Source organism: Rhodobacter sp. SY28-1 (genome assembly GCF_005222785.1).
Taxonomy (GTDB): Bacteria; Pseudomonadota; Alphaproteobacteria; order Rhodobacterales; family Rhodobacteraceae; genus Tabrizicola.
This window is the reverse complement of record NZ_STGH01000003.1, coordinates 517,195-542,654: the sequence shown is the minus strand read 5'-3', so window position 1 is coordinate 542,654 and position 25,460 is coordinate 517,195. Positions and strand designations below refer to the sequence as shown.

The following is a 25,460-nucleotide window of genomic DNA, read 5'->3' as shown; positions in this document are numbered from 1 at the left end:
GCGCCCGGGCGCGGGGCGTGAAAAGGGGGACCGCCAAACGATGCTTGCTCCCGGAGGACCACCCCATGGAGATTCGTGAGGCTCTCACCTTTGACGACGTGCTTCTGGTGCCTGCGGCGTCCAGCGTTCTGCCGTCGGATGCGGACACCTCGACCTTCGTCACGAAGGCGATCCGGATGAACATTCCGCTTCTGTCGTCCGCGATGGATACGGTGACGGAAGGCCGGATGGCGATTGCCATGGCGCAGGCGGGGGGGATCGGGGTGATCCACCGCAACCTCGACCCCGAGGCGCAGGCGCGGGAAGTCAGCCGGGTGAAGCGGTTTGAAAGCGGGGTTGTCTACCAGCCGATCACGCTGACGCCGGACCAGACCCTGGCTGATGCCAAGCTGCTGATGGAGCGCTATTCAATCACCGGCTTCCCGGTGGTGGATGGCTCAGGTCGTGTCTTGGGGATCGTGACCAACCGCGACATGCGCTTTGCCAGCGACGACAAGACGCCGGTGCGGGTGATGATGACGTCCGAGAACCTGGCTGTCCTGCGCGAGCCCGTGGACCGGGCCGAGGCGATTTCCCTCATGAAGGCGCGGCGGATCGAGAAGCTTCTGGTGACGGACGGGCAGGGCAAGTTGACCGGGCTTCTGACCTTGAAGGACACCGAGAAGTCGGTGCTGAACCCGCATGCCTGCAAGGATGACATGGGGCGGCTGCGGGTCGCGGCGGCCTCGACCGTCGGGGATGCCGGGTTTGACCGGAGCCAGGCGCTGATCGACGCGGGCGTGGATCTGGTGGTGATCGACACGGCGCATGGTCACTCCGAAGGGGTGGCGAAGGCGGTGGAGCGGATCAAGAAGCTCTCGAACCGGGTGCAGGTCATCGCCGGGAACGTGGCGACGGCCGAGGCGACGCGGGCGCTGATCGGCGCAGGCGCGGATGCGGTGAAGGTCGGGATCGGCCCGGGGTCGATCTGCACGACGCGGATCGTCGCGGGCGTGGGCGTGCCGCAGCTGACCGCGATCATGGATTCGGCCCGCGCGGCGGGGGAGATCCCGGTGATTGCGGATGGCGGGATCAAGTATTCCGGCGACTTCGCCAAGGCGATCGCCGCGGGGGCATCCTGCGCGATGGTCGGCTCGGCGATTGCCGGGACGGACGAAAGCCCCGGCGAGGTGATCCTGTGGAACGGGCGGTCGTTCAAGGCCTATCGTGGGATGGGCAGCCTTGGCGCGATGGCGCGCGGCTCGGCGGACCGCTATTTCCAAAAGGATGCCGCCAGCGACAAGCTGGTGCCGGAAGGGATCGAGGGGCAGGTGCCCTACAAGGGCTCGGCCGCGGCAGTGATTCACCAGATGGTGGGCGGTCTTCGCGCGGCGATGGGCTATACCGGCTGCGCGACGGTGGCCGAGATGCGGACGCGGTGCCAGTTCGTGCGGATTACCGGGGCGGGTCTCAAGGAATCCCACGTCCATGACGTCCAGATCACCCGCGAAAGCCCGAACTATCGGGTGATGTGATGACGCCCGGCGCGCGGGCGGCTGCGGCGATCGAGGTGCTGGACCGGGTTCTGGCCGGAGAGCCCGCCGAGAAGGCTCTGACCAACTGGGGCCGCGCCAACCGTTATGCCGGCTCCGGCGACCGGGCTGCCGTCCGCGATCTGGTGTATGAGGCCCTGCGCCAGCGCCAGTCGGCCGCCGCACTGGGCGGCGGGCCTGGCGGGCGCGGGCTGGTGCTGGGGCTGGCGCGCGCGACGGGGCAAGAGGCCTGGTTCTCGGGCGAAGGCCATGCTCCGCCGCCGCCGGAAGCCAATGAGGCGGGGCGCGAGCCCACGGATACCGAACGCCTGGACCTGCCCGACTGGCTGGTGCCAGCCTTGCGCGAGAGCCTGGGCACGGATTTCCCGGCGGTGGCCGAGGCGCTGCGGTCACGCGCCCCTGTCTTCCTGCGGGCGAACCGGGTCAAGACGGATGTGGCGGGGGCCATCGCGGAACTGGCTGACGACGGGATCGTCGCCCGCCCGCATCCCTTGGCGAAGACCGCGCTGGAAGTCACCGGGAATGCTCGGAAAATCCAGAACTCGCGGGCCTATCGCAGCGGGTGGGTCGAGCTGCAGGATGCCTCGTCGCAGGCGGTCATCGAGGCCTTGCCGCTGGCTGACGGGATGAAGGTGCTTGACCACTGCGCGGGTGGGGGCGGCAAGACGCTTGCCGTGGCGGCCCGGGCCCGGCTGAAGCTGATCGCGCATGACGTGAACCCGCGCCGGATGGCCGACCTGCCAGACCGCGCCCGGCGGGCGGGGGTCGATGTCACGCTGACCGAACAGCCCGAAACAGGCACCCCCTACGATCTGATCCTGGTCGATGCACCCTGTTCCGGCTCGGGCAGTTGGCGCCGCGATCCGGAAGGCAAGTGGCGCCTGACCCCGGAGCAGTTTGGCCAGATCCTGAAAACCCAGGCCGCGATCCTGGACCGTGTCGCCCCGATGCTGCGCGAGACCGGCGTCCTTGCCTACGCCACCTGTTCGCTGCTTCGCGCCGAGAACCAGGATCAGGTGCAGGCCTTCCTGGCGCGCCATCCCGGCTGGCGGCTGCAGCATGAGCGGGTTTTCACCCCCTTGCAGGGCGGAGACGGGTTCTATCTTGCAATTCTTTGTGGAAACTGAATTTCCGCCTGCAACCTAGACGGGCTTTGGAAGTCGGTTAATTATGCCTTAACCCATTCGGGGGATGCTGCGGCCTGATCCGGTCGCGGGCAGCAGATTTGGAGCATGTAGCGCTTTGTCATTTGTGGGTGTGTCACCGCCAGTGAGGAACGGGTTCCTGGTCAGCTTGACAGCCTTGGGGCTGGCGCTGGTGCTTGTCGGGACCCTGTCGTGGGGCAGCTTTGGGCCGCCTCTGGCGTTTGGCGGGCTGGTCCTTTTGGGCCTTGCCCTCGCCCTGATGCTCCATTCCCGGATTGCCGCCCGGCAAGGTGACCGGGACAGCCATCTGGCCTTTCTTCTGGTGGCCGACGATCCGATTCCCTGTTTCCTGACTGATTCTGCGGGACGGATGGTGCTGCGCAATCGGGCCGCCGAGACACGCTTTGGCGCCGATGCGCATACGCTCCTTGCGGTGATTGGCCAAAGGACGCTCAATCCCGGTGAACTGCTTCACCGCCTGCAACAGACCGCGAACGCGGAAGGGGCTGCGCAGGAAGATCTTCTCGGGCACAACTCCGCTCTGCGACTGTCGGTCCACCGCGCCGACGTGGACCGCTATTTCTGGCGGGCCGAGGACCGGGCGCCGTCCGCTGACCTGCCACCCTTGCCGGCGGGGGCGCGGCCGCCGGTCGTGACGGTCGGGGCGGACCTGGAGGATGTGCCCGTCGCAATCATGACCTTCGGGCCCGACGGGGTGATGCGCACGGCGAACCTTGCCGCACGCGAGCTGATGTGGAACGGCGAGACGCGGGCGGCGATGTTCCACGATCTGTTCGAAGGCCTGGGCCGCCCGGTGTCGGAATGGCTGGCCGATGTGACCGCAGGGCGCCATCCGGGCGGGTCGGAAGTGCTGCGCCAACGAGGCGAGGCCGAGCGGTATCTGCAGATCACCCTGCGCCGCTATGTCGAAAACGGACGACTGGGCGCCCTGGCGATCCTGAATGACGCGACGCGGCTGAAAACGCTGGAAGCGCAGTTTGTCCAAAGCCAGAAAATGCAGGCAATTGGCCAGCTTGCGGGCGGAATTGCACATGACTTCAACAACCTTCTGACCGCGATTTCCGGCCATTGCGACCTTCTCCTGATGCGGCATGGCCGCGAGGACACCGATTTCGCCGATCTGGAACAGATCCGGCAGAACGCGAACCGCGCGGCCTCGCTTGTGGGACAACTTCTCGCCTTCTCGCGCAAGCAGACCCTGAACCCCGAGGTGCTGGACCTGGAGGATGTGCTGGCCGACCTCATTCACCTTCTGAACCGGCTGATGGTGGAAAAGGTCGACCTGTCGCTGGCGCATCTGGGCCGCGAGGGCAACCGCCCCCTGGGCCGGATCCGCGCCGACAAGCGGCAGATCGAACAGGTGCTGATCAACCTGGTGGTCAACGCACGCGACGCGATGCCCGATGGCGGCGATGTCCGGATCGAGACCGAGGCGGTGACCCTGGCCCAGGACCTGCAACGCGACCGGGCGACGGTGCCTGCCGGGGACTACACGGTGATCCGGGTGGTGGACCAGGGCATTGGCATCCCCGAACACCAGCTGCGGCAGATCTTCGAGCCGTTCTTCACCACCAAGCGGATCGGCGAAGGCACGGGGCTTGGCCTGTCGATGGCCTACGGCATCATGAAGCAGTCCGGCGGCTTCATCTTCGTCGATTCCGTGCTGGGGCAGGGCACCACCTTCTCATTGTATTTCCCGGTCTTCGATGGCGATGCGCAAGGCACCCTGCCCAGCGAGCCTCGGCGTGTTGCCGCCCGCAAGGGCGAGGGCGTGGTGCTTCTGGTCGAGGACGAGGCCTCGGTCCGCGCCTTTGCCAGCCGGGCGCTGACCTTGCGGGGCTATACGGTGCTGGAGGCGGCAAGCGCCGAGGAGGCGCTGGCGCGGCTGGAGGACAAGAGCCTGCACATCGACCTTTTCGTGACCGATGTGGTGATGCCGGGCATGGACGGACCCGCTTGGGTGCGCCGCGCGCATCTCAACCGGCCGGGGGTGAAGGTCGTCTTCATGTCGGGCTATGCCGATGACGGCCTGGCCGAGGATCAGGCGCGGGTGCCGAACTCGGTCTTCCTGCCGAAACCGTTCTCGCTCAGCGACCTGACCAACACGGTGCAGGGGCTTCTGAGCTGAGGCCCGCAGGTCCGGATCAGGGAAAACGAAGGGTTAATGTCCGCGCGCAAGATATTGATCTGGAATAGTTTCACGGATCGGTCCAGCGCGGGCAGGCGGGTGGGATCACTGCTCCAGGATCAGCGTTCCGCCGGAAAACTCCATCCGGAACTGCCCCAGATAGTCCATTCCCAGAAGCGACTGGTCCAGCTCTCCCTCGGTCACGAAGGCCTGGAACCCGTCGTTCCGGAACGGCCCCAGCTCGACCCGATCCAGCGTGACCCGCGCGGTCCGGACCACCCCGTTCGCCGTGTTCGCCTGCCCCAGGAAACGCAGGTCCTGCAGGTCGATCCCCAGCCTCTCGGCATCCCGCGCCGCGAGGACCATGCCCGAGGCCCCGGTGTCGACCATGAACGGCACCGACGCCCCGTCGATCGTCAGGGTCAGGTAATAGTGCCCGTCCGCCGCGCGCGGCACTTCGACCGTCCCGCCGGAACCGACTTCCTGGATCGGCATCACATCCTGCCGGATGTCGCTCCACAGCCCGTAGCCCGCCATGATCCCGACGACGATCAGACCCCAGGCCAGTCCCATCCGCAGCGCCTGGCCCATCCGTTCCCGGAATTCGACCATCACCCAGCCGCCCACCGCGACCAGTATGATCGCAAGATACCCCACGCGGGCCAGTGTTTCGCCGTCCATCCGCACCTCCGGTCTTGGGGGAATATGGGGGCAGGGGGCCCGCTTGGAAAGGTCAGCCGATCAAGCCGGTGCCCTTGACCCCGTCGATCACGAACTGGACCGACAAAGCCGCCAGCAGCATGCCCAGAAGCCGGGTGATGACGATGGTCCCGGTCCGACCCAGCATCCGCTCCAACGGCGGCGAGGCGAGGAGGAAGGCATAGGTCACCACGATCATCACGATCATCAGGCCCAGAACCCAGAACGTTCCGCCCCAGCCCGGCCCGGATTGGCCGACGAGCAGGATCATCGTCGCAATGGCGCCGGGGCCGGCGATCAACGGGGTAGCCAGAGGGAAGACCGAGGGGTCATGGTCCGGCTCCGCCTGCTGACCCTCGCGCCGCTGGGTGCGGCGTTCGAACAGCATGTCGAGCGCGGTCAGGAACAGGAGAATTCCGCCGGCAATGCGGAAGGCAGGCATCGAGATGCCGATGAACTCCAGGATCGTCTCGCCTGCCAGGCCGAAGAGGAGGAGGAGGCAGGCGGCGATGATGCAGGCCCGCTGCGCCATGGCCCGGCGCTTTTCGGGGCCCATCCCGCGGGTCAGCGCGATGAACAGTGGCACCAGACCCGGCGGGTCGATCACCACGAAGAGGGTGGCGAAGGCCGTGATCAGGAAGGCGGTCTCGGGCATCGGTTCCCTCTTTTGGGCAGGCTAGGGGAGGGACCCGCGTTTGGGAAGCGGAAGTTAGACGATCCGCGGCCCCAGCGTTGCCGGGTCGATGCCGGGGGTCGACCAGAACTCGGAGGCAAAGGGGGGCAGCGTGGCAAGCACGCGGTCGAGATCCTCGCGCACGACGGATTTCCGCAGGGCAAGGGCCGTCGCTTCGACGCAGTTCGGCGGGGTCAGGTTGTGGTGAGGCCGCAGCGCCATCGCTTCGGCTGTCCAGTCGGCGCGGGTTCCCGGGGGCAAGGGGCCTCCGTCCAGCCGCCAGTCGGCCACGAACAGCGCACGAAGCACGGAAGGCAGAACCTGCGCGAAGTCGATGGCCTGCTGCGGGGTCAGACGACGGCGGAAGGCCTGCAACACGCCCTGGACAGCGGTGTAGGTGACATTGTCGGTCTCCAGATTCATTGCCTGACGGGCGTCGGCAAGAAACGCTTGCCACTCGCGCGTCGCCTGACGGTAGGTCCAGGGCATGGGCATCTTGCGTCTCTTTGGTCTGACCGGCGCTGCAAACGCCTTGCATCAAGCATCAGCCCCAGGTCCGCGGACTTCAATCCTCAGATGCGTGTGAAGCATCAAGTTGTGCCAGAGCCGCCAGGTACTTGTTCAGGCGCCTGGCGTCTTTCTCGGTAACTTCCGTCAAGCGGCGTACATCGAGATTGTCGATCAGGTCCGCCCGCTTGACGCGCCGCGCTATCGGGTCCCTGGCGGCGCGGGCGATGAAATCCGGGTAGGGCTCGTCGTCAGAAAGCTTTGTAACAGCGGCCAACGCAGAAAGGACGTGGTTCGAAAAGCCTTCTTGTTGCAGTCGATTCATCGTCCACTCGGGGCAATCTTCAATCAGGTCATGCAGAACGCCAACGATCCGTTCGTCCTCTGTTGCAAGCGACTGCATCACCCGCAACGGATGAAGAATGTATGGGGCGCCAGCCTTGTCGGTCTGCCCAGCATGGGCTGCAACAGCGATTTCTATCGCACGCGCAAGGTTCATGCCGCTTGCTCCAGCTTTTCCTGCGCAGACAGCCACATCGACTCGGCCTTGTCGAGGGCTTGCATCACCTCGGCGTATTTGGCGTTCCAGGTGGCCAGTTCGCCCTTGCGGCTGTCTTCATAAAGCTCCGGATCGGCCAGCTTTTTCGCCAGCTTGTCGCGCATGTCGTTCAGTTTCTCCAGCCGCTCTTCGCACTTGCGGACTTCGGCCTTCAGGGACAGAAGCTCCTCGCGGCTGGCTTTTTTTGGCTTCACAACAGGTTGCGCGGCGGGCTTCACCTCTTCGTCGCCAGCCAGAAGCTGGCGACGATAGGCCTCCAGATCCTCGGTGTAAGGTGTGACGGCGCCGCCCTTGACCAGCCAGAGCCGGTCGGCCACCAGGCCCAGAAGGTGCATGTCGTGGCTGACAAGGATCACCGCGCCGGGGTATTCGGTGAGCGCCTCGACCAGCGCCTCACGGCTTTCGATGTCGAGGTGGTTGGTCGGTTCGTCGAGGATCAGAAGATGCGGCGCGTCGATGGTGGCGAGGAGGAGCGAGAGCCGCGCTTTCTGGCCGCCGGAGAGCCGCGCGACGACGGTGTCGGCCTGATCGGCCATCAGCCCGAAGCCCGCAAGCCGGGCGCGGAGCTTGGGCTGGCCTTCCGCGGGGCGCAGGCGCATGATGTGCTGAAGCGGCGTCTCGTCGAGGTGAAGCTCATCCACCTGATGCTGGGCGAAATAGCCGATCCGCAGTTTCGAGGACCGGGCAATCTTGCCTTCGGATGGTTGAAGTTTGCCAGCCAACAGCTTGGAAAGTGTTGACTTTCCTTCACCGTTCCGGCCCAGAAGGGCGATCCGGTCGTCCTGGTCAATACGCAGGTTCAGCCGTTTCAAGACCGGCGGGCCACCATACCCCACCGCCGCGCCGTCAAGGTTGATGATCGGGGGGGCCAGTTCCTCGGGCTTGGGGAAGGTGAAGACGACCTTCTTCGCCTCTTCCGGCGCGGTGATCGGCGTCAGCTTCTCCAGCATCTTCACGCGGGACTGCGCCTGCACGGCCTTGGACGCCTTGGCCTTGAAGCGGTCGACGAAAGACTGCAGATGAGCGCGGCGGGCTTCGACCTTCTTCGCCTCGGCCTGCAGGACCGCGCGGCGTTCGGCCATCTGGCGGGCGAACTGGTCGTAACCGCCCTGCCAGTAGGTCAGTTTGCGGTTGTCGAGATGCAGGATGCCCTGGACGGCGCGGTTCAGAAGTCCGCGGTCGTGGGAGATGATGAGGACGGTGTGGGGGTATTTCTGGAGATAGCTTTCCAGCCAGAGCGCGCCTTCAAGGTCGAGGTAGTTGGTCGGTTCGTCGAGAAGCAGATAATCGGGCTGCGCAAACAGCACGCCCGCCAGCGCCACGCGCATCCGCCAGCCGCCGGAAAAGGCGCTGCAGGGCATCAGCTGTTCCTCAGCATCGAAGCCCAAGCCCTTGAGAATGCTGGCAGCGCGGCCCTCTGCCGACCAGGCGTCGATGTCGGCAAGCCGGGCCTGGATTTCGGCGATGCGGTGGGCATCATGGGCGGTTTCTGCCTCGGCCATCAGCGCGGCGCGTTCGGTGTCGGCGGCAAGCACCGTATCGAGAAGCGAGGTTTCCGACGACGGAACTTCCTGCGCCACGCCGCCAATCCGGGCGCGCTGGGGCAGGGTGATCGCGCCGCCCTCCAGCGCCAGTTCGCCGCGGATCAGCCGGAACAGCGTGGTTTTTCCCGCACCATTGCGGCCGACCAGACCCACCTTGTGGCCGGTCGGAATCGTCGCGGAAGCGCCCTCGAACAAGGGGCGGCCTTCGACGTTGTAGGTGATGTCCTCGATCTTCAGCATGGGCCGGGAAGTGCCCTAAGCGCTGCGGAAGGTCAACTGCGCCCGTCGGGATATTCGGCGGGCCCCTTGATCTCCAGCGTGTTGCCGAACGGGTCCTTGATGTAGAAGGAATGGCCCATCCCGCGGGCACCGCCGTGGGTTGCCTCACGCTCGATCGCGACGCCATGCGCGGCCAGGTGCTGGCGCATCGCCGCAGGCGCGAAGGGAGAGGTGGCGATACAGAGGTGGTCGACGTTGCGCCCGCCAGAGACCGGTGGCACGGCGCTGGCCGCGCCAGGATGGGTGACGTCCCAAAGGACGATCAGCGACGATCCGCACCAGACCTGTTCCATGCCCAGAGCCGGATAGCTGTAGCCCGGCACGCAGCCGAGGACGTTGGCATAGAAGGCCATCGCGCGCGGCATGTCGTCGACAAGAAACACGACGTGGTCAAGGCCGACGAGACTGAACGGGGGCGGGGACTTTGACGGTTCCATGACCGGGACAAGACACCGGGCTATTCGACTTTTCAAGCCCGGCGGCGCGTGATAGCAGGGCCGCGCATCAATTCCGGCGCGAGGCAAGGGCTTCGCGCCTTGTCATCTGGAGAGAGCCTATGGCCGTTGAACGTACCCTGTCGATCATCAAGCCCGATGCGACCAAGCGCAACCTGACCGGCAAGATCGTTGCCAAGTTCGAAGATGCTGGTCTGCGTGTCGTGGCGTCCAAGCGCATCCACCTGACGCCCGCCCAGGCCGGCGCGTTCTACGCCGAGCACAAGGAGCGCGGCTTCTATGGCGAGCTCTGCGCGTTCATGGCGTCCGAACCGGTCGTCGTGCAGGTGCTGGAAGGCGAAGGCGCGATTGCCAAGAACCGCGAAGTGATGGGCGCGACCGATCCGGCCGCCGCTGCCGCTGGCACCATTCGCAAGGAGTTTGCGCTGTCCAAGGGCGAGAACTCGGTCCACGGGTCGGACAGCGAGGCTTCGGCCGCACGCGAGATTGCATTCTTCTTCTCGGGTCTTGAACTGGTCGGCTGACCGGTTTTCACGGGTGATAGGGCGGCCCGGTTTCGCGACCGGGCCGTTTCATTTTGCGATGGGTAGTCCCAGGCATGAATATCGCATAATCTATATTATGTAATGTAATGCTGTCTGGTAAGGCTGGACCTGCCGCGGTATGAGGCGGTCAACCGCCAAGGAGTCTGCCAGATGATCCAGCGTCCGATCAAGATTGCCCCCTCTATCCTGGCCGCGGACTTTGCGAACTTCGGCGCGGAATGTCGCGCGATCGAGGCTCAGGGCGCGGATTGGGTGCATATCGACGTGATGGACGGCCATTTCGTGCCGAACCTGACCTTTGGCCCGGCAATGTGTGCAGCACTGCGGCCGCATATCAAGGGCGTGATGGACGTGCACCTGATGATCGCGCCGGTCGACCCGTACCTGGAAGCCTATGCCAAGGCTGGCGCAGACAATATCACAGTGCATGTCGAGGCTGGCCCGCACATTCACCGCACGTTGCAAGCCATTCATTCGCTTGGAAAAACACCGGGCATTGCCATCAATCCGGGCACGCCCGTCGAAGCTATGGCCGAGCTTCTGGACATGGTCGGCCTTGTCTGCGTGATGACGGTCAATCCGGGGTTCGGCGGGCAAAGCTTCATCACCAGCCAGTTGGAAAAGATTGTGCGGCTGCGGGAGATGATCGGCGATCGGCCGGTGCTGATCGAGATTGACGGCGGCGTGTCGACCAAGACGGCCCCTCTGGTCGGCCGGGCCGGTGCGGATGTGCTGGTTGCGGGTGCGGCGGTCTTCAACGGCGGTTCGGCCGACAACCCGGCAGCCTACGGCGAGAACATCCGCATGATCCGTGCGGCGGCCGAGGCGGGCCGCGGCTGAGGCAAGAGCCCTGCCCCTTTCCTTCGCATCCCAGATGACAAGTTCCGTCATTCGGACGAATTGACGGCTTGCTGACGGTTCAACGTCTCGACAAGCCAAGGAAAGCTGCCGTAACTGACGTCCAAGTCACAAGTTCCGCAGGGTCAAAGGGAACCTTGCGTGGCTCTTGGGGACAAAGGGATGAAGACTATGGCTGACGCTTCCATACTGCCGCTTCTGAATGCAATCGCCGCAGCCCAGCGGATTGACGATGCCTGGGACCTGGCGACGGGCTATTTCGCCAAGATCGGGTTCGGCCGGGTGAACTATGGATTTACCCGGTTCAAACATCTGAAGACCATCGGCGACCCGGATGACGCGCTGTTCCTGACGACCTGCGACGCGGATTATGTGAAGCGCTATTTCCAGGGCGGGTTCTACGCCAAGACCCCGGTATTCCGCTGGGCCGAGCACAATTCGGGGATCTGCACCTGGGCCTGGGTGAAAGAGGCGTTCGAGGCGGGCCGACTGTCCGCAGAGGAGGCGGAAGCGGTCCGGCAGAATGTCGCAATGGGCATCGTCGCAGGGATGTCGGTCAGTTTCCCCGAGGTCCTGTCTCGGTCGAAGGGCGCCCTGGGGTTGATTGCCGATCCGGGGGTCAGCCCGGCGGATGTCGAGGCGATCTATGCCTCGCGCCGGGAGGAAATACTGGCGGTGGCCAACATGATGCACCTGACCATCGTGCACCTGCCGCAGCTGTCGCGGCACCGGGCGCTTTCCCCGCGTCAGCGCGAGGCGCTGGAATGGGTCGCGGACGGCAAGACGACGCAGGACGTGGCACTGTTGATGGGTGTCAGTCCCGCCATGGTGGAAAAGCACCTGCGCCTGGCGCGTGAGGCTCTGGCGGTCGAAACCACGGCCCAGGCCGTGGCAAAAGGTGCGCTTCTGAACATGATCTTCCAGCGGGTGCCCGAAGCCGCGCAGGCGGCGCGGTAGGACGGGACAGCGTGCTGATGAACCTTGGGTTGAAGGTAGGGGATTCCATACTCGCCCGCCACCCGGTCCTGTGCAACTCACGGAATTGACGCTACGGAAATTCCGCAGAGTCGCGTGGACCAGCAAAGACTGGCTGGTTCCAGTATATTTTCGTTCGACTGCGGGCATTTGCGGTCAACTTTTGTCCTGTCCTCCCGTCCCTTTATCCCCTGGGGTCTGGGCAGGACCATACGGCGCGGTTTCTCCCCAGGACCGCGCCGTTCGCATTTCTGCAAGGTGTCGGTGCAAAGCCTGATGCAGACATCCCCTTGATCTGACACGCAGAATGACAAAGGGGCCGATGCGATGCACCGGCCCCCTGCCCTGTCCGTGACGACAGTGTCAGCCCTGAAGAGCCTTCGCCACTTCGGCAGCGAAGTCTTCCTGCTTCTTCTCGATGCCTTCGCCGACAGCGACGCGCGCATAGCCGGTGATCTCGACCCCGGCCTCTTTCGCGGCCTGCTCGACCGTCAGGTCCGGGTTGATGACGAAGGCCTGGCCCAGAAGCGTGTTCTCGGCGAGGAACTTCTTCATCCGGCCCGGGATGATGTTGTTGTGGATCACCTGCTCGGGCTTCGGCTTGGCCGAGGAGGCATTTTCTTCCAGCGCCTTGGCGGTCTGGACGGACAGCTCACGTTCCACCACTGCCGGGTCGAGGGTGGCTTCCGACAGCGACAGCGGGTTCGTCGCGGCGATGTGCATCGCGAACTGCTTGCCGATTTCTTCCGCCTTGGCCTTGTCGCCCTTCAGCGCGACCAGCACGCCGATCTTGCCCATGCCCGCGGTGGCCGCGTTGTGGACGTAGGAGACGACGGTGTCGCCTTCCAGAACGTGCAGGCGGCGGAAGGTCATGTTTTCGCCGATGCGGGCGATGGCTTCCTGGATCACGGTCTCGACGGTCTTGCCGTTCAGATGCGCGGCCTTCACCACCTCGACCGAGTCGCCGGTGGTCAGCGCGACATTGGCCACGTCACGGACCAGCGCCTGGAAATCCTCGTTCTTGGCGACGAAGTCGGTTTCCGAGTTGATCTCGACCGCCACGCCCTTGCCGTTCGACACGGCGACGCCGATCAGGCCCTCGGCCGCGACGCGGTCGGCCTTCTTGGCGGCCTTGGCCAGACCCTTGGTGCGCAGCCAGTCAACCGCGGCTTCCATGTCGCCGCCAACCTCGGTCAGCGCCTTCTTCGCGTCCATCATCCCCGCGCCGGTCGATTCGCGCAGTTCCTTCACCATTTGTGCGGTGATCGTCATGTTTCCCACTCCTCGGAATCGATGTCCCGGCGGGGGCTAATCCCGCCGGGTGAAAGTCTGGTGACAGCCGGGGCTCAGGCCTCGGCTTCGGCGACCGCTTCTTCTTCCGGAGCCGCTTCCAGCGCGCCCAGGTCGACGCCAGCTGCGCCCATCTGGGCCGACATGCCGTCCAGCGCCGCACGGGCGACGAGGTCGCAGTAGAGCGCGATGGCGCGGGCCGCGTCGTCGTTGCCCGGGATGATGTGAGTCACGCCCTTGGGCGAGCAGTTGGTGTCCACGACGCCGACGACCGGGATGCCCAGCTTCTGCGCTTCGAGGATGGCGAGGTCTTCCTTGCCAACGTCGATGATGAAGATCAGGTCCGGGGTGCCGCCCATTTCGCGGATGCCGCCGAGCGACGCCTGCAGCTTGGCCTGGTCACGTTCCATGCCAAGGCGTTCCTTCTTGGTCAGGCCTTCGCCGCCTGCACCAAGAACTTCGTCCAGCTGCTTCAGGCGCTGGATCGACTGCGAGACGGTCTTCCAGTTGGTCAGCGTGCCGCCCAGCCAGCGGTGGTTCATGTAGTACTGCGCGCACTTTTCGGCGGCTTCGGCGATCGGCTTCTGCGCCTGGCGCTTGGTGCCGACGAACAGGATGCGGCCGCCCTTGGCGACGGTGTCGCGCACGACCTTCAGAGCCTGGTCCAGCAGCGGGACGGTCTGGGTCAGGTCGATGATGTGGATGCCGTTGCGGTCACCGTAGATGTACTCGCCCATGCGGGGATTCCAGCGGGCGGTCTGGTGGCCGTAGTGAACGCCAGCTTCCAAGAGCTGACGCATGGAGAACTCGGGAAGAGCCATGCCTTATCCTTTTCCGGTTTGAACCTTGATGAGGCCGTCTTCACCCCCGGATGGGGGCAACCGGCGGACCGAACGGGATTTCTCCCCGCCCAAGCCCAAGCCTCACCTGTGAAGTGCCGCGTCCTTATGCGATGTCGCCTCAGCGCGCAAGGGACCGAATTGAACTTTTCGCAAGCTTGCGACCGCCCACTGCTGTTGCGGGGGCGGTCGCTTTGGGCCTTAGCGCCTTTCGCCCAGGCCAAGCCCGACGAGGATGGCTGCATGGTGCGAGACAATCAGTGGCAAGCCGACGTCCCTGCGGATGTACGGGTTGAGCGGAGCACTGCCTGACTTCGGACGACGGAGAATGCGGCTCAGCATCGACGGACGCTCCGGATCACGCTGCATGGGCGTGAAGATGCGCGCAGGCCGAGGCCACATGCCGGTGATCCGACCCGCAGCACCCGCCGATGATCCGAAGGCCCGGCAGCAGCTGCCGAAACGCCGCGTAATCGGTGCCGAATTCTTGCGGGTTGCCGTCATCAAGTTCGGTTGCAGCGTCCAGTTCGGCATGGCTCAGCCGCGACGCATTGGCCCGGATACCGCCGATCCTGTTCCGCATCGGCCCGTCCAGACGGTGCGAGAAATGCGACGGGTGGGCGCAATTGACCATGTAGAAAAGCGCGCTGCCGTCCGTCGCAGCCTCGATTTCGGCCAGCGCCTCCTGCAGGTCTTGGCCCGAGGGCAGGTTGCCGTCGGTTTCGACGGTCAAGGACAGAACATGCGGCATCCCGGCCCGCTGCGCTGCCCGGGCGACCCCGATGGCTTCGGCAGTGTAGTTCATCGTCACCGCTGTCACGAGATCGGCCCCCGCCGCTGCCAGTGCCTGAACCTGCGGCCAGTGCAATTGCTCGGCCGCCTCCGCAGTCCGGGCCGCAGTGACGACATATCCGTCACCCGAAGGACCGACCACGCCGTTGACGAGGATCGGCAGCGTTTCGGTTTCGTGACGGTCGCGCCAATTCTTAGCGAATGCGACGGCGTCGGCGTTCACCCTGCGGATAGCGGCTTCGTCCAGTCCAAGCGCCCCGGCCCATCCCATGTTCGCGCGCCAGGTTGCCGTGTCCAGCACAAAGCCGGTCCCACCCCGACGGGCAAGATCGACAAAGCCATCGAACCAGCGCCCGAGAGCCGCCCTGCCCTTCGGGTCGTCCAGAAGGACGAACGACGCAAACTGCGGCAGATCGAAGCCTTCGTGAAAGATCATCGCCGTTTCCAGCCCGGCATCCGCCGGCCACGGTTTGGTCGCGGCCATCAGTCGGTCAATGCGTGTCATTGCAAGCTCCTTAGTTGCATATTCGGTGCGGGGTAGATGCCAGAGAGCGACCTTCATCCGACAGCCGACCTGTGGTATAGTCAGAGAAAGAGATATTTCTTATTCCTATCAGTGCCTTGTGTCAGTGCCTTGCAACGTGACCTTCGTTTCCGGGTCGCAAACTAGACTGTGAGTCAACCAAATGGAGCAAGACATCGCCGTGCGCTCTTCCCGGGGCAAGCGCGACCGCATCCTCGAAGTTGCCCATGACGCCGTCGTGGCCAAGGGCTTCGACGCCACTTCAATCGACGAGATCGCCGCCGCTGTCGAAATCAGCCGGGCGGGATTCTTTTACCATTTTCCAGACAAAAATGCACTCGCCCGTGCCTTGATCGAGCGACACATCGAGCAGGAAGCCGCGATGGTGCAGGGGATGCTTGCCCGTGCCGAAGAGCTTTCGGACGATCCCCTGCAACAGGTCCTGATCACCCTGCGCCTGATGGCCGAAAGCTTCGTCGAGATGCCGGGTGGCTATCCCGGCTGCATCCTTGCCTCGGCCACTTACCAGGACCGGCTCTTTGACGCCGAGGTGAAGGCGGCGAACCGTCGTGCGCTTCTGGCCTTCCGCGAGCGTCTGCAGGGCCTTTTTGCCCGGATCGCGGAAGCCTATCCGCCCCGCGAACCGGTGGATTCCGGTGAAATGGCGGACATGGTCAATACCGTGCTGGAAGGTGCAATCATCCTTGCCCGCGGAATGGGCGAACCGGAGGTCCTGGTCCGTCAGGTCCTGCTTGCCCGCCAGATGATCAAGGCGCTTTACCAGCGCGGCTAGCGGCGGTCTCAGGCGTCCAGCAGCCACCGAAGCAGCGGCAGATGCGCACAGGTGATGGCGGCAAGCCTTTCGGGAGCGTCGGGGCCGAACAACCAGTCGGGGGCCGCACGGTTGCCTTGCGCCCTCACGATCAGGCTCTTGCGTCGCAAAAGGTGATCCCATTCGGGCTTGGCATCATAGCCCTTCGGTATCCGTGCCAGGTCGGGCGGATCGAGTGTGCTATCCACAGTCCCAGCCGCATCTAGCGCCGCCAGAAGCCGCGCGCGGTCCGTCGGGTCACAGATGCGCTGCCGCATGCGGTCCAGCGCTGCCGGGTCCAGCGCGTAGTGCCCTGCCCCGTAGCCAAGGCCCTCTGGCGTAAGCACAATATGCATCCCCGGCACCTTGTTGAAGGCGGGGCTCGTGGACAGGATCAGGTGCAGCCAGGGCTGGAAAGGCGTCTTGTCCTTGGAAAATCGCGTGTCGCGGTGGATGCGGCGCAGCGACTGGTTCAGCTTTGGCACGGCCAGAAGCCGCGGCTCCATCGCTGCGCAATGCGGCCCCAGCGCCTCGATCAGGTCCAGTCCTGCCTTAAGCCAAAAGGCCTCATAGTCGTGGCGGTGCGCCTCGAACCAGTCGCGGTCATTGTGAGCGGCCAGCCCATGCAGGAAGGAAAGGCTTTTGCGGGGCAGACCGGCGTAGGACATGGCAGGCTCCTTTCACGCAATATCTTCGCACGCATGAGCGTCTGGCAGAAAGCCGTCAGGGTGCCCCAAAGGTGTCGCTGGCGGGCAAGACCTGACTGTCCCTGCGTGGAAAGCCTAGCGAAAAGCGAGGTCCCGATGAATATCCGCCAGATCCGCGCGACGCCGGTCAATATTACCTTCCGCGCGCCATACCGCTTTTCCTACGGCGCCATCGCCTCGCTGACGAAGACGGTGATCGAGGTCGAGACGGAGGATGGCGTCATCGGCCTTGGCGAATGCGCTGATGGCGACCGGGCCGCGGATGTGGTGGCGATGGGGGCAAAGCTGATCGGCCATGATGTCCGGGAGATTGGCACTGCCGAGGCCAAGACTGTCCCCGGCATGCGCTATACGCCCTGGGGCAATGTGCTGGCCGCCCGTCGTGTGTTTGGCGGAATCGAGATGGCGATGTGGGACGCGCGGGGCAAGACGGAAGGCGTCTCGCTGGCAACCCTGCTTGGCGGGGCACGCCGCGACCGGATCGAGTTGACGGAATATTTCAGCTATCGCTGGCCCGGGATCGACCCGGGTGAGTGCTCGCCCACCGAGGTTGCCCGCTACTGCGCCTCGATGATCGAGCGTCATGGCTCTACCCGGTTCGAGGGCAAGATGGGCACCGTGGATCTGGCCGAAGAGGTGCACATGGTGGCCGAGGTCCGCGCGGCCATCGGCGACCGGCCCTTGCAACTGGATGCAAATGGGGTCTGGACAGTGCCCACCGCGCGAGAAGCCCTGCGCCGCGTGGCCCCCTTTGACATCAGCTGGTTCGAAGAGCCCTGCGAAACTTATGAGGAAATGGCCCGGCTCCGTCGGTTCAGCGACATTCCCTTTTCGGCGCACAGCATCGACCTGCCCAAGGCCCATGCCCTTGGCTGCCCCGAGGCCATCGTCACCAACATCAACGAACATGGCGGGATCGCGCGCACCGTGGCCTTCATCCGGGCCTGCGAAATGTTCGGCGTGGGGTTTCGTTTTCATTCGGGTGAGACGGGCATCGCCTCGGCGGCCTATCTGCACCTGACCGCCGCGCTGGACCACGTTCGTGACCCGAGCCAGACCCTGTTCCACTGGTATGCCGACGACGTGATCGAGGGCGGCCCGCATCGGCATGACGGCGGTTTCGTCGCCCTGCCCCATGGCCCCGGTCTGGGCGTGACGCTGGACCGCGCGGCCCTTGCCCGATGCCACCAGCGGTATCTGGACGAAGGCCCCTTCCCTGATGGCCGCAAGGGTGGGTACGGCGGGCAGTTCCGCAAACGCTAGACCGGTTGACCGCACCCGCCCTGCCGGGGCAGAAGGCCGCCATGACACCTGACATCCTTTGCATCGGCTCGGTCCTGTGGGACATCATCGGCCGCTCGCCCACCTCGATGCGGCTTGGCTCGGACGTGCCGGGGCGGATCACCCGGCTGCCCGGCGGGGTGGCGATGAACATCGCGATGACGCTGCGCCGGTTCGGGATGACCCCTGCCCTGCTGACCGCCATCGGCCGGGACGCCGAGGGGGATGAGCTGATCGCGGCCTGTGACCGGCTGGGGCTGGTGACCGACACCGTCTACCGGTCCGACGATCTGCCGACCGACCGCTACATGGCGATCGAGGGGGCGAACGGGTTGATCGCCGCCATTGCGGATGCCCATTCGCTGGAAGCGGCGGGCGACAAGATCCTGCGCCCGCTGGCCGATGGGCGGCTGGGAACGGAGGGGGCAGCGTGGTCTGGGCCCATCGCCCTGGACGGCAACCTGACTGAGGGCCTTCTGGCCGAGATTGCAGGCTCGCCCCTGTTCGCGCGGGCCGACCTGCGGGTGGCCCCGGCCTCGCCCGGCAAGGCGGGGCGGCTTCTCCCGCTGCTGACCCATACCTCTGCCACGCTGTATGTGAATCTGGAAGAGGCGAACATCCTGGCCCGCAGCGAGGCGGCAACGGCCGTCGAGGCGGCCCGGGCGCTCCTGGACCGTGGTGCGGCCAGGGTTCTGGTAACCAACGGCGGCAAACCCGCGGCCGAAGGTCGCCGGGGGGAAGGTGTCATCGAGGGCCATCCGCCGCAGGTGCTGGTGACCCGCGTCACGGGCGCAGGCGACACGTTCATGGCCGCGCATCTGGTCGCCGAACGTCGTGGCGCGACCCGACAAGAGGCGCTGGACGAGGCGCTGCGCGCCGCCGCAACTTATGTATCGGGAGATATCGGATCATGACGCTGCCCCTGACCTTTTCGCCCGACGTGGCCAAGGCCCGTGCCGAAGGCGCCCCGATTGTTGCGCTTGAAAGTACAATCATCACGCATGGCATGCCATTCCCGCAGAATGTTGAAACGGCCAGACGGGTGGAGGCTGAAGTCCGGTCGCAGGGAGCCGTACCGGCGACGATTGCCATCATGGATCACCGGATCCACATCGGGTTGACGGAGGCCCAGCTTGACAGCCTTGGCCAGGCGCAAGGCGTGGCCAAGCTGTCGCGGGCCGATCTGGCGGTGTGCCTCGCCTCGGGCGGGATAGGGGCGACGACGGTTGCGGCGACGATGATCTGCGCGCAACTGGCAGGGATCAGCGTCTTTGCGACCGGGGGCATCGGCGGCGTCCATCGCGGGGCGGAACGCACATTCGACATCTCGGCCGATCTGCGCGAACTGGCGGAAACGCCAGTGACGGTGGTTGCGGCTGGGGCGAAGGCGATCCTCGATCTGCCGAAGACGCTGGAATATCTGGAAACCATGGGCGTGCCGGTCATCGCCTTCGGCCAGTGCGAATTCCCCGCCTTCTGGTCACGGTCGTCGGGACTGGACGCGCCCTTGCGGCTGGACAGCGCCGCCGAGATCGCCGCGGCGCACCGCATGCGCGCGCGCCTTGGCCTTCCGGGCGGCCAGCTGGTCGCCAACCCGATCCCGGAGCAGGCGGAAATCCCGCGCGAGGAGATCATGCCCCATATCGAGGCCGCTCTGGCCGAGGCCGAGGCGCGGGGGATCGCTGCGAAGGCGGTAACGCCGTTCCTGCTGCAGCGCATCTTCGAGATGACGGCGGGGCGGTCGCTTGCGGCAAACATCGAGCTTGTCCTGAACAACGCCCGGCTTGGGGCTGCCATTGCCCGGGAACTGGTCGAACAGGGCTGAATTTCCCGCGATTTGCCGCGCGCATCCTTGCGAAGCGCGTGCGCGACCCCCTAGATAGAAGTCGAAGGGGACATCCACTCGTGACCGAACCGACCACGCATCATCGTCGCGGCTTTCTTGCCAGCCTGCGCGCCAGTTTTCTGACGGGCCTTGTCGTCGTGCTGCCTGTGGGACTGACGATCTACATCGTCTGGGCCTTCATCGGCTGGCTCGATGGCTGGATCCTGCCGCTGATCCCGGCCTACTGGCAGCCCGACGCCGTGATCGGTCGCTGGTTCGGCCCGGACTACGAGTTTCCGGTCCGTGGCGTGGGCGTTCTGGTCTTCCTGATCGTCACCATCATCATCGGCTGGCTTGCCAAGGGGATCATCGGGCGTTCGGTCATCCGGTCCGGCGAGAACCTGGTGGAACGGATGCCGGTGGTCCGCTCGGTCTACAGCGGGATCAAACAGGTGGCCGAGACCTTCTTCAACAAGAAGGACAAGAGCTTTGACAAGGTGGTCCTGGTCGAATTTCCCCGGCCGGGGTCCTGGGCGCTTGGCTTCATGTCGACCCGCCCCAAGGGAGAACTGGCCGAGCGACTGGCGGCCCTTGGCCCCGACATGTCGGCGGTCTTCGTCGGCCTCACGCCCTTCACCAGCGGAATGCTCCTCTTCGTGCCGACGCAGGACCTGATCGTGATGGACATGGGCGTCGACGATGCGGCCAAGCTGATCGTCTCGGGCGGGCTGGTCTATCCGGTGCCGAAAGAGCCCGTGGTCTAGCCGAGCAGGCCCTCAAGATCCGCGCTCGGCTCCTGCCCGATCTTCGAGCTGCCGTTCCCAAGGAAGCGCTCTGCCGCCGCGCGCCCTGCGGCCTTGAGCCGCTCCAGCAGATAGGGTGTCGGCGACAGTTTGGAATCGGCCGACAGCTCGTTCATCAACCCGTCATCGGCAATCATGTGGACGTTGACGGCCTTCATCTTGCCCGCTTCCATCCGCCCCTCGGCGATCAGGCGGCGGACGAAGTTGATCGCGCGCAACTCGCCCAGAAGGCTGGCGTTGAAGCTGATCTCGTTGAGCCGGTTCTGGATTTCCAGAGGCGTATCGGGAATGTCGTCGCGCCGCATCGGGTTGATCGACACGACCAGAATGTCGTCGGGCAGATCGGGTTCGTACAGGGGAAACAGCGCCGGGTTGCCGGAATAGCCGCCGTCCCAATAGCCTTCGCCGCCAATCTCTACCGTCTGGAAGACAGTCGGCAGGCAGGCCGAGGCGAGCAGTGCCTCGGGCCCGATCTCCTGACCCTGGAATACCTTGATCTTGCCGGTCCGCACATTCGTCGCACTGACGAAAAGCCGAGGGCCGTCCGCCGCACAGACCTGGGTGAAGTCGAGATCGCGGACCACCGGCTCCAGCGGATTGGTCCAGCGGTTGCCAAAGGCATATGGCGTGTAAAGCTGCGCTGCCACGCCCTGCGGCGAGAAGGGCAGGAAAGCGGCACTTGCCGTCTGCCAGAACCGCAGCGCGGGCAGGAAGGCCGCCATCCACGGCAGCATCCGGAAATCCCCGATCTCACCCACCTGTTCCCACATCCGGTCCAGGCGCTTGCGGGCCGCGCCCCGGCCCCCGGCGCGAAGCCCGGCCTTCAGGGCAGCCCCGTTCAAAGCACCCGCCGAGGTGCCGGAAATTCCCGCAATCTCCAGGCTGTCGTCTTCCAGAAGCCGGTCCAGCACACCCCAGGTGAAGGCTCCATGCGCACCGCCCCCCTGAAGCGCCAGGTTGACGCGTCTCACAGCGCGGTCCACCCGCCGTCGACGCTGATCGTCGTGCCCGTCACCTGATCGGCGGCGGGAGAGCAGAGGTAGACTGCGGTCCCGCCGATCTGCTCGACTGTGGCGAACTGGCGCGAGGGCTGGCGGAGGAGCATGACTTCGCGGATCACGGTTTCCCGGTCCATGTTGTGCACCTTCATCTGTTCGGGGATCTGCGCCTCGACCAGGGGCGTCAGGACATAGCCCGGACAGATCGCATTGCAGGTGATCCCCTGCCCCGCAGTTTCCAGCGCGACGGTCTTCGACAGGCCGACGATCCCATGCTTGGCCGCGATATAGGCGGACTTGAAGGGCGAGGCGGTCAGCCCATGCGCCGAGGCGATGTTCACCACCCGACCCCAGCCCTTATTCCGCATCCCGGGCAGCGCCGCCGCCGTGGTGTGGAAGGCGGACGACAGGTTGATCGCCAGGATCGCATCCCACTTCTCGACCGGGAACTCGTCGATGGGCGCAACGAACTGGATGCCCGCATTGTTCACAAGGATGTCGCAGCCCCCGGCCTTTTCGATCAGCGCCCGGCAGTCCGCGCCCTTCGACATGTCGGCGGGGATGTAGCGGGCCGCGACGCCATGCCGGGCCCCCAGCTCGCGCGCAAGGTCATGATCTTCGGGCCGGTCGGTGAAGCTGTTCAGAATCACCTCGGCCCCGGCCGCGGCCAACGATTCGGCCACGCCAAGGCCTATTCCCGAGTTCGATCCGGTGATGACCGCCCGCTTGCCCGAAAGTGTCATCCCACCCTCCAAATGCTGCAACTGCAAAAGCATTGCATGGCTGGCGGCGGAACGGAAGTCACAGGTGCACGATGAAAAAAACGCCGGCACAAGGCCGGCGTTAAGTCTTTGAGGCAGGTTTCATACAGGCAAGAAACCTATCGAGCAGTAAGCTCTGTATAATCCGCTCTCTGCCGATGGCCAAGCTAAAAGTTTGAATTGCCTCAATCTCCGTCTTACTCTTGGCGGACACAACCGCAGGGAATGGGGAGCATGGGGCAATGACAACGGCACGAGGAAAGAGTTTACGCAAGGTCGGGTTTGCCGCGGCGCTTTCCGCTCTGGCGGCAAGCGCATGGGCCGAGCCGATGCACGGCATAGCTATGTATGGCGAGCCTGCCCTCCCCCCGGATTTTGTGTCCTTGCCGCAGGTGAACCCCGATGCGCCGAAGGGCGGCAGCTTCCGTTGGGGCGAGGCGGGCAGCTTTGACAGTCTCAACCCCTACGTCACCAAGGGGCGCCCTGCGACCGGCATCTCTACCCTGACGGTCGAGACGCTGATGGGCCGGAATTATGACGAGGCCTTCTCGCTTTACGGGCTTCTGGCCGAATCGATAGACACCGACGAGGGGCGAACCTACGTCGAATTCACCCTGCGGCCCGAGGCCCGATTCTCCGATGGCTCGCCCGTCACGGTCGAAGACGTGATGTGGTCGGTGGAAACGCTCGGCACGCAAGGCAACCCACGCTACGCCGCCGCATGGAAGAAGATCGCCTCGATGGAAAAGACCGGCGAGAGGTCGGTCAAGTTCACCTTCAACGTCGAGGACCGCGAACTGCCGCTGATCCTGGGCCTGCGCCCGATCCTGAAAAAGGCGCAGTGGGAGGGCAAGGACTTCGCCGAGGCGACGATGGAGGCGCCCATCGGCTCTGGCCCCTATGTTCTGGCCAGTTCGGAACTGGGCGTCCACGCGACCTACAAGCGCAACCCGGACTGGTGGGGCAAGGACCTGCCCTTCAACAAGGGTCAGTGGAACTTTGACGAGATCCGCTATGACTACTACGCCAACCCGCAGGCGATCTTCGAGGCGTTCAAGGCCGGCCAGGTCTCGGCCTACCGCGAGGCGAACGTGTCGAAGTGGCTCTCGTCCTACGACTTCCCTGCCGTAACCTCGGGTGACATCATCAAGGCCGAAATCCCGCATGGCCGCCCCTCGGGGATCGAGGGGTTCGTGATGAACACCCGCAAACCGATCTTCGCCGACTGGCGCGTGCGCGAAGCGCTGATCCTGGCCTTCAACTTCGAGTTCATCAACCAGACCCTGAACGGTGGGCTGCCGCCGCGCATCCCATCCTACTTCGGCAATTCCTTCCTCGGGATGGAACCGGGAACCCCGGCCAGCGGGCATGAACTGGACCTGCTGGAGCCGTTCAAGGCCGAACTCCCGCCCGGCGCGATCGAAGGCTATGCACTGCCGGTGTCCGATGGCGACCAGACCAATCGCAAGAACATCCGCGCGGCTGCGGCGCTGCTGGAAGAGGCAGGCTGGACCGTCGGCGACGACGGCGTGCTTAAGAACGCCAAGGGTGAGCCCTTCACCTTCGAAATCCTGCTGGTCACCGGTCAGGACGAGATGGCCTCGGCCGCCGAGGTCTACATCGAGGCGCTGAAGGTGCTTGGCATCACGGCCAGGCTGAACAAAGTGGACGACGCCCAGTACAAGGACCGCACGTCCAACTACGACTTCGACATGACCCACTACATCCGGTCCTTGTCGCTGTCCCCGGGCAACGAACAGATCCTGTATTGGGGCGCGGGCGGGGTGACGGAACCCGGAACGCGGAACTGGATGGGCGTCAACTCCCCTGCGGTCGAGGCGATGATCGCGGCGATGGTAAAGGCACCCAACGCCGAAGAGTTCACCGCAGCGACCAAGGCGCTGGACCGGGTGCTCACCTCGGGCCGTTATGTGATCCCGATCTGGTATTCCGACCTTTCCCGCTTGGCATATTCCGCCGACCTGAAGTATCCCGAAAAGATACCGCTTTACGGTGACTGGACAGGCTTCCTGCCCGACACCTGGTGGTATGAGGCAAAGTAAGAGGCATCGAGCAATGAAGAAACTGGCACTTCTGGCCGTTCTGGTCGCACTTGCAGGCTGCAACACCATCGCCGGCGTGGGCGAGGATATCTCGGGCACGGCGCGCACGGTGCAGGATACGTTCTAGGGCTGATGGGCCCCCAACGCGGGGGCCGTCGCTTCAGACGAGGGACGTGACCCAGAGGATCGTCGCATCGTCCTCGGACAGGCTGATGACGTTGTGCCCCATGGCCGCGTCGTAATAGGCGCTGTCGCCCCGGCGCAGGTCGACCGGCTCGTAGAATTCGGTGTAGAGCCGGATCACCCCGGTGAGGACGTACAGAAACTCCTCGCCATCGTGGCGCACCCAGCCGTCGAACTCCTCGAGATCCCGCGCCCGGATCGTGGCGCGGTAGGGCAGCATCTGTTTCTTGGTAAGTCCGCTTGCCAGCAACTCATGCTCATAGGTGACGGTGGCCTGAGATTGCCCCTCCCCGGCCTTCGTCACCGCCATCCGCCCCATGACCTGCTGTTTCGAGGGTGGCGTGAACAGCTGTGGCACCGAAATCGCCAGGCCCCCGGCCAGCTTCTTCAGCGCGTCATAGGTCGGGCTCATCTGCCCATTCTCGATCTTCGACAGGGTGGATCGCGCAAGGCCCGCCCGGGTTGCCGCCTCCTCCAGCGTCCAGCCGAGGGACCGGCGCAATTCGCGCACCCGCTCGCCCAGGTTCAACGGCTCGACATGCGCCTCCCCGGCCTGGCCGTTCCCGGCCTCGCGCGCCACGCGGATCATGCTTTTCGGATCGGTCAGTGCCATAAGCCCCGATAGATCAGCCGCCCAAAGCTTGCAACTGCCACGCGGGCCCCC

At 64.9% G+C, this 25,460-nt stretch carries 26 protein-coding genes; 13 read left to right on the top strand and 13 right to left on the bottom strand.

Annotated features, from left to right (window positions below; genetic code table 11):
• Window positions 1–65: 65 nt before the first annotated feature.
• The 3 genes from guaB to E8M84_RS16775 all read left to right on the top strand — a co-directional run bounded on the left by guaB (window position 66) and on the right by E8M84_RS16775 (window position 4,826).
• Window positions 66–1,514, top strand: a complete 1,449-nt coding sequence (guaB, locus tag E8M84_RS16785; RefSeq protein ID WP_137112355.1) for an IMP dehydrogenase — start codon at window positions 66–68, stop codon at window positions 1,512–1,514.
• The gene (locus E8M84_RS16780; protein ID WP_137112354.1) at window positions 1,514–2,659 is read left to right on the top strand and encodes an RsmB/NOP family class I SAM-dependent RNA methyltransferase; all 1,146 of its coding nucleotides are present in this window, start codon (window positions 1,514–1,516) and stop codon (window positions 2,657–2,659) included. Before guaB ends, E8M84_RS16780 begins: the two co-directional genes overlap by 1 nt.
• A 277-nt stretch (window positions 2,660–2,936) precedes the next feature.
• Window positions 2,937–4,826, top strand: a complete 1,890-nt coding sequence (locus E8M84_RS16775; protein ID WP_240790452.1) for a PAS domain-containing sensor histidine kinase — start codon at window positions 2,937–2,939, stop codon at window positions 4,824–4,826.
• Window positions 4,827–4,931: 105 nt separating this feature from the next.
• Here the strand turns inward: E8M84_RS16775 and E8M84_RS16770 are convergent, their stop codons facing one another.
• From E8M84_RS16770 to E8M84_RS16745, 6 genes are all read right to left on the bottom strand, one after another.
• Window positions 4,932–5,507, bottom strand: coding sequence for a TIGR02281 family clan AA aspartic protease (locus E8M84_RS16770; protein WP_137112352.1), 576 nt, complete (start codon window positions 5,505–5,507; stop codon window positions 4,932–4,934).
• A gap of 52 nt (window positions 5,508–5,559) precedes the next feature.
• Window positions 5,560–6,180 (bottom strand): MarC family protein, encoded by a 621-nt coding sequence (locus tag E8M84_RS16765; RefSeq protein WP_137112351.1) that lies wholly within the window; start codon window positions 6,178–6,180, stop codon window positions 5,560–5,562.
• 54 nt (window positions 6,181–6,234) lie between these two features.
• Window positions 6,235–6,693 (bottom strand): DUF2267 domain-containing protein, encoded by a 459-nt coding sequence (locus E8M84_RS16760; protein ID WP_137112350.1) that lies wholly within the window; start codon window positions 6,691–6,693, stop codon window positions 6,235–6,237.
• 70 nt (window positions 6,694–6,763) lie between these two features.
• Window positions 6,764–7,204 carry an HD domain-containing protein gene (locus E8M84_RS16755; protein WP_137112349.1) on the bottom strand — a complete coding sequence of 147 codons (441 nt, stop codon included), beginning with the start codon at window positions 7,202–7,204 and terminating at the stop codon, window positions 6,764–6,766.
• Entirely contained in the window at window positions 7,201–9,048 is a 1,848-nt protein-coding gene (locus E8M84_RS16750) for an ABC-F family ATP-binding cassette domain-containing protein (RefSeq protein WP_137112348.1), read from the bottom strand. The genes E8M84_RS16755 and E8M84_RS16750 overlap by 4 nt, the downstream gene beginning before the upstream one ends.
• 32 nt (window positions 9,049–9,080) lie before the next feature.
• Window positions 9,081–9,524, bottom strand: a complete 444-nt coding sequence (locus E8M84_RS16745) for a VOC family protein (protein ID WP_137112347.1) — start codon at window positions 9,522–9,524, stop codon at window positions 9,081–9,083.
• A 119-nt stretch (window positions 9,525–9,643) separates the two neighbouring features.
• Between E8M84_RS16745 and ndk the strand changes: the two genes are divergently transcribed.
• The 3 genes from ndk to E8M84_RS16730 all read left to right on the top strand — a co-directional run bounded on the left by ndk (window position 9,644) and on the right by E8M84_RS16730 (window position 11,902).
• A complete protein-coding gene (gene ndk / locus E8M84_RS16740) occupies window positions 9,644–10,066 on the top strand; it encodes a nucleoside-diphosphate kinase (protein ID WP_137112346.1) in 423 nt (140 codons plus the stop codon).
• Between the two features lie 171 nt (window positions 10,067–10,237).
• Entirely contained in the window at window positions 10,238–10,927 is a 690-nt protein-coding gene (gene rpe / locus E8M84_RS16735) for a ribulose-phosphate 3-epimerase (protein WP_137112345.1), read from the top strand.
• Window positions 10,928–11,116: 189 nt separating this feature from the next.
• A complete protein-coding gene (locus E8M84_RS16730) occupies window positions 11,117–11,902 on the top strand; it encodes a LuxR family transcriptional regulator (RefSeq protein ID WP_170971972.1) in 786 nt (261 codons plus the stop codon).
• 381 nt (window positions 11,903–12,283) lie between these two features.
• Here the strand turns inward: E8M84_RS16730 and tsf are convergent, their stop codons facing one another.
• From tsf to E8M84_RS16715, 3 genes are all read right to left on the bottom strand, one after another.
• Window positions 12,284–13,192 (bottom strand): translation elongation factor Ts, encoded by a 909-nt coding sequence (tsf, locus tag E8M84_RS16725; RefSeq protein ID WP_137112343.1) that lies wholly within the window; start codon window positions 13,190–13,192, stop codon window positions 12,284–12,286.
• Window positions 13,193–13,266: 74 nt separating this feature from the next.
• Complete coding sequence (gene rpsB / locus E8M84_RS16720; protein WP_137112342.1) at window positions 13,267–14,031, bottom strand: 30S ribosomal protein S2; 765 nt, start codon at window positions 14,029–14,031, stop codon at window positions 13,267–13,269.
• 376 nt (window positions 14,032–14,407) lie between these two features.
• Window positions 14,408–15,346, bottom strand: coding sequence for a homocysteine S-methyltransferase family protein (locus E8M84_RS16715; RefSeq protein ID WP_137112341.1), 939 nt, complete (start codon window positions 15,344–15,346; stop codon window positions 14,408–14,410).
• Between the two features lie 181 nt (window positions 15,347–15,527).
• Between E8M84_RS16715 and E8M84_RS16710 the strand changes: the two genes are divergently transcribed.
• A complete protein-coding gene (locus E8M84_RS16710) occupies window positions 15,528–16,157 on the top strand; it encodes a TetR/AcrR family transcriptional regulator (RefSeq protein WP_137112340.1) in 630 nt (209 codons plus the stop codon).
• An 8-nt stretch (window positions 16,158–16,165) separates the two neighbouring features.
• On the opposite strand, the gene E8M84_RS16705 is transcribed toward E8M84_RS16710, so the two are convergent.
• Complete coding sequence (locus E8M84_RS16705) at window positions 16,166–16,843, bottom strand: DUF2461 domain-containing protein (RefSeq protein WP_137112339.1); 678 nt, start codon at window positions 16,841–16,843, stop codon at window positions 16,166–16,168.
• A 135-nt stretch (window positions 16,844–16,978) separates the two neighbouring features.
• Here E8M84_RS16705 and E8M84_RS16700 point away from each other — a divergent pair, with 135 nt between their 5' ends.
• From E8M84_RS16700 to E8M84_RS16685, 4 genes are all read left to right on the top strand, one after another.
• The gene (locus E8M84_RS16700) at window positions 16,979–18,145 is read left to right on the top strand and encodes a mandelate racemase/muconate lactonizing enzyme family protein (RefSeq protein WP_170971971.1); all 1,167 of its coding nucleotides are present in this window, start codon (window positions 16,979–16,981) and stop codon (window positions 18,143–18,145) included.
• 41 nt (window positions 18,146–18,186) lie between these two features.
• On the top strand, window positions 18,187–19,077 hold the full coding sequence (locus tag E8M84_RS16695; RefSeq protein ID WP_137112337.1) for a PfkB family carbohydrate kinase: 891 nt from the start codon (window positions 18,187–18,189) through the stop codon (window positions 19,075–19,077).
• On the top strand, window positions 19,074–19,988 hold the full coding sequence (locus E8M84_RS16690) for a pseudouridine-5'-phosphate glycosidase (RefSeq protein WP_137112336.1): 915 nt from the start codon (window positions 19,074–19,076) through the stop codon (window positions 19,986–19,988). Before E8M84_RS16695 ends, E8M84_RS16690 begins: the two co-directional genes overlap by 4 nt.
• An 80-nt stretch (window positions 19,989–20,068) precedes the next feature.
• A complete protein-coding gene (locus E8M84_RS16685) occupies window positions 20,069–20,752 on the top strand; it encodes a DUF502 domain-containing protein (RefSeq protein WP_137112335.1) in 684 nt (227 codons plus the stop codon).
• Here the strand turns inward: E8M84_RS16685 and E8M84_RS16680 are convergent.
• Both E8M84_RS16680 and E8M84_RS16675 read right to left on the bottom strand, forming a co-directional pair.
• A complete protein-coding gene (locus E8M84_RS16680; RefSeq protein ID WP_137112334.1) occupies window positions 20,749–21,762 on the bottom strand; it encodes a patatin-like phospholipase family protein in 1,014 nt (337 codons plus the stop codon). The two genes, E8M84_RS16685 and E8M84_RS16680, sit on opposite strands and share 4 nt — an antisense overlap.
• Entirely contained in the window at window positions 21,759–22,532 is a 774-nt protein-coding gene (locus E8M84_RS16675) for a 3-hydroxybutyrate dehydrogenase (protein ID WP_137112333.1), read from the bottom strand. Before E8M84_RS16675 ends, E8M84_RS16680 begins: the two co-directional genes overlap by 4 nt.
• 260 nt (window positions 22,533–22,792) lie before the next feature.
• On the opposite strand from E8M84_RS16675, the gene E8M84_RS16670 reads away from it, so the two are divergent.
• Window positions 22,793–24,613, top strand: coding sequence for an extracellular solute-binding protein (locus E8M84_RS16670; RefSeq protein WP_394347431.1), 1,821 nt, complete (start codon window positions 22,793–22,795; stop codon window positions 24,611–24,613).
• Between the two features lie 13 nt (window positions 24,614–24,626).
• Window positions 24,627–24,740 (top strand): entericidin EcnA/B family protein, encoded by a 114-nt coding sequence (locus E8M84_RS16665; protein WP_137112332.1) that lies wholly within the window; start codon window positions 24,627–24,629, stop codon window positions 24,738–24,740.
• 33 nt (window positions 24,741–24,773) lie between these two features.
• Here the strand turns inward: E8M84_RS16665 and E8M84_RS16660 are convergent, their stop codons facing one another.
• On the bottom strand, window positions 24,774–25,409 hold the full coding sequence (locus tag E8M84_RS16660) for a helix-turn-helix domain-containing protein (protein ID WP_137112331.1): 636 nt from the start codon (window positions 25,407–25,409) through the stop codon (window positions 24,774–24,776).
• Window positions 25,410–25,460: the final 51 nt, after the last annotated feature.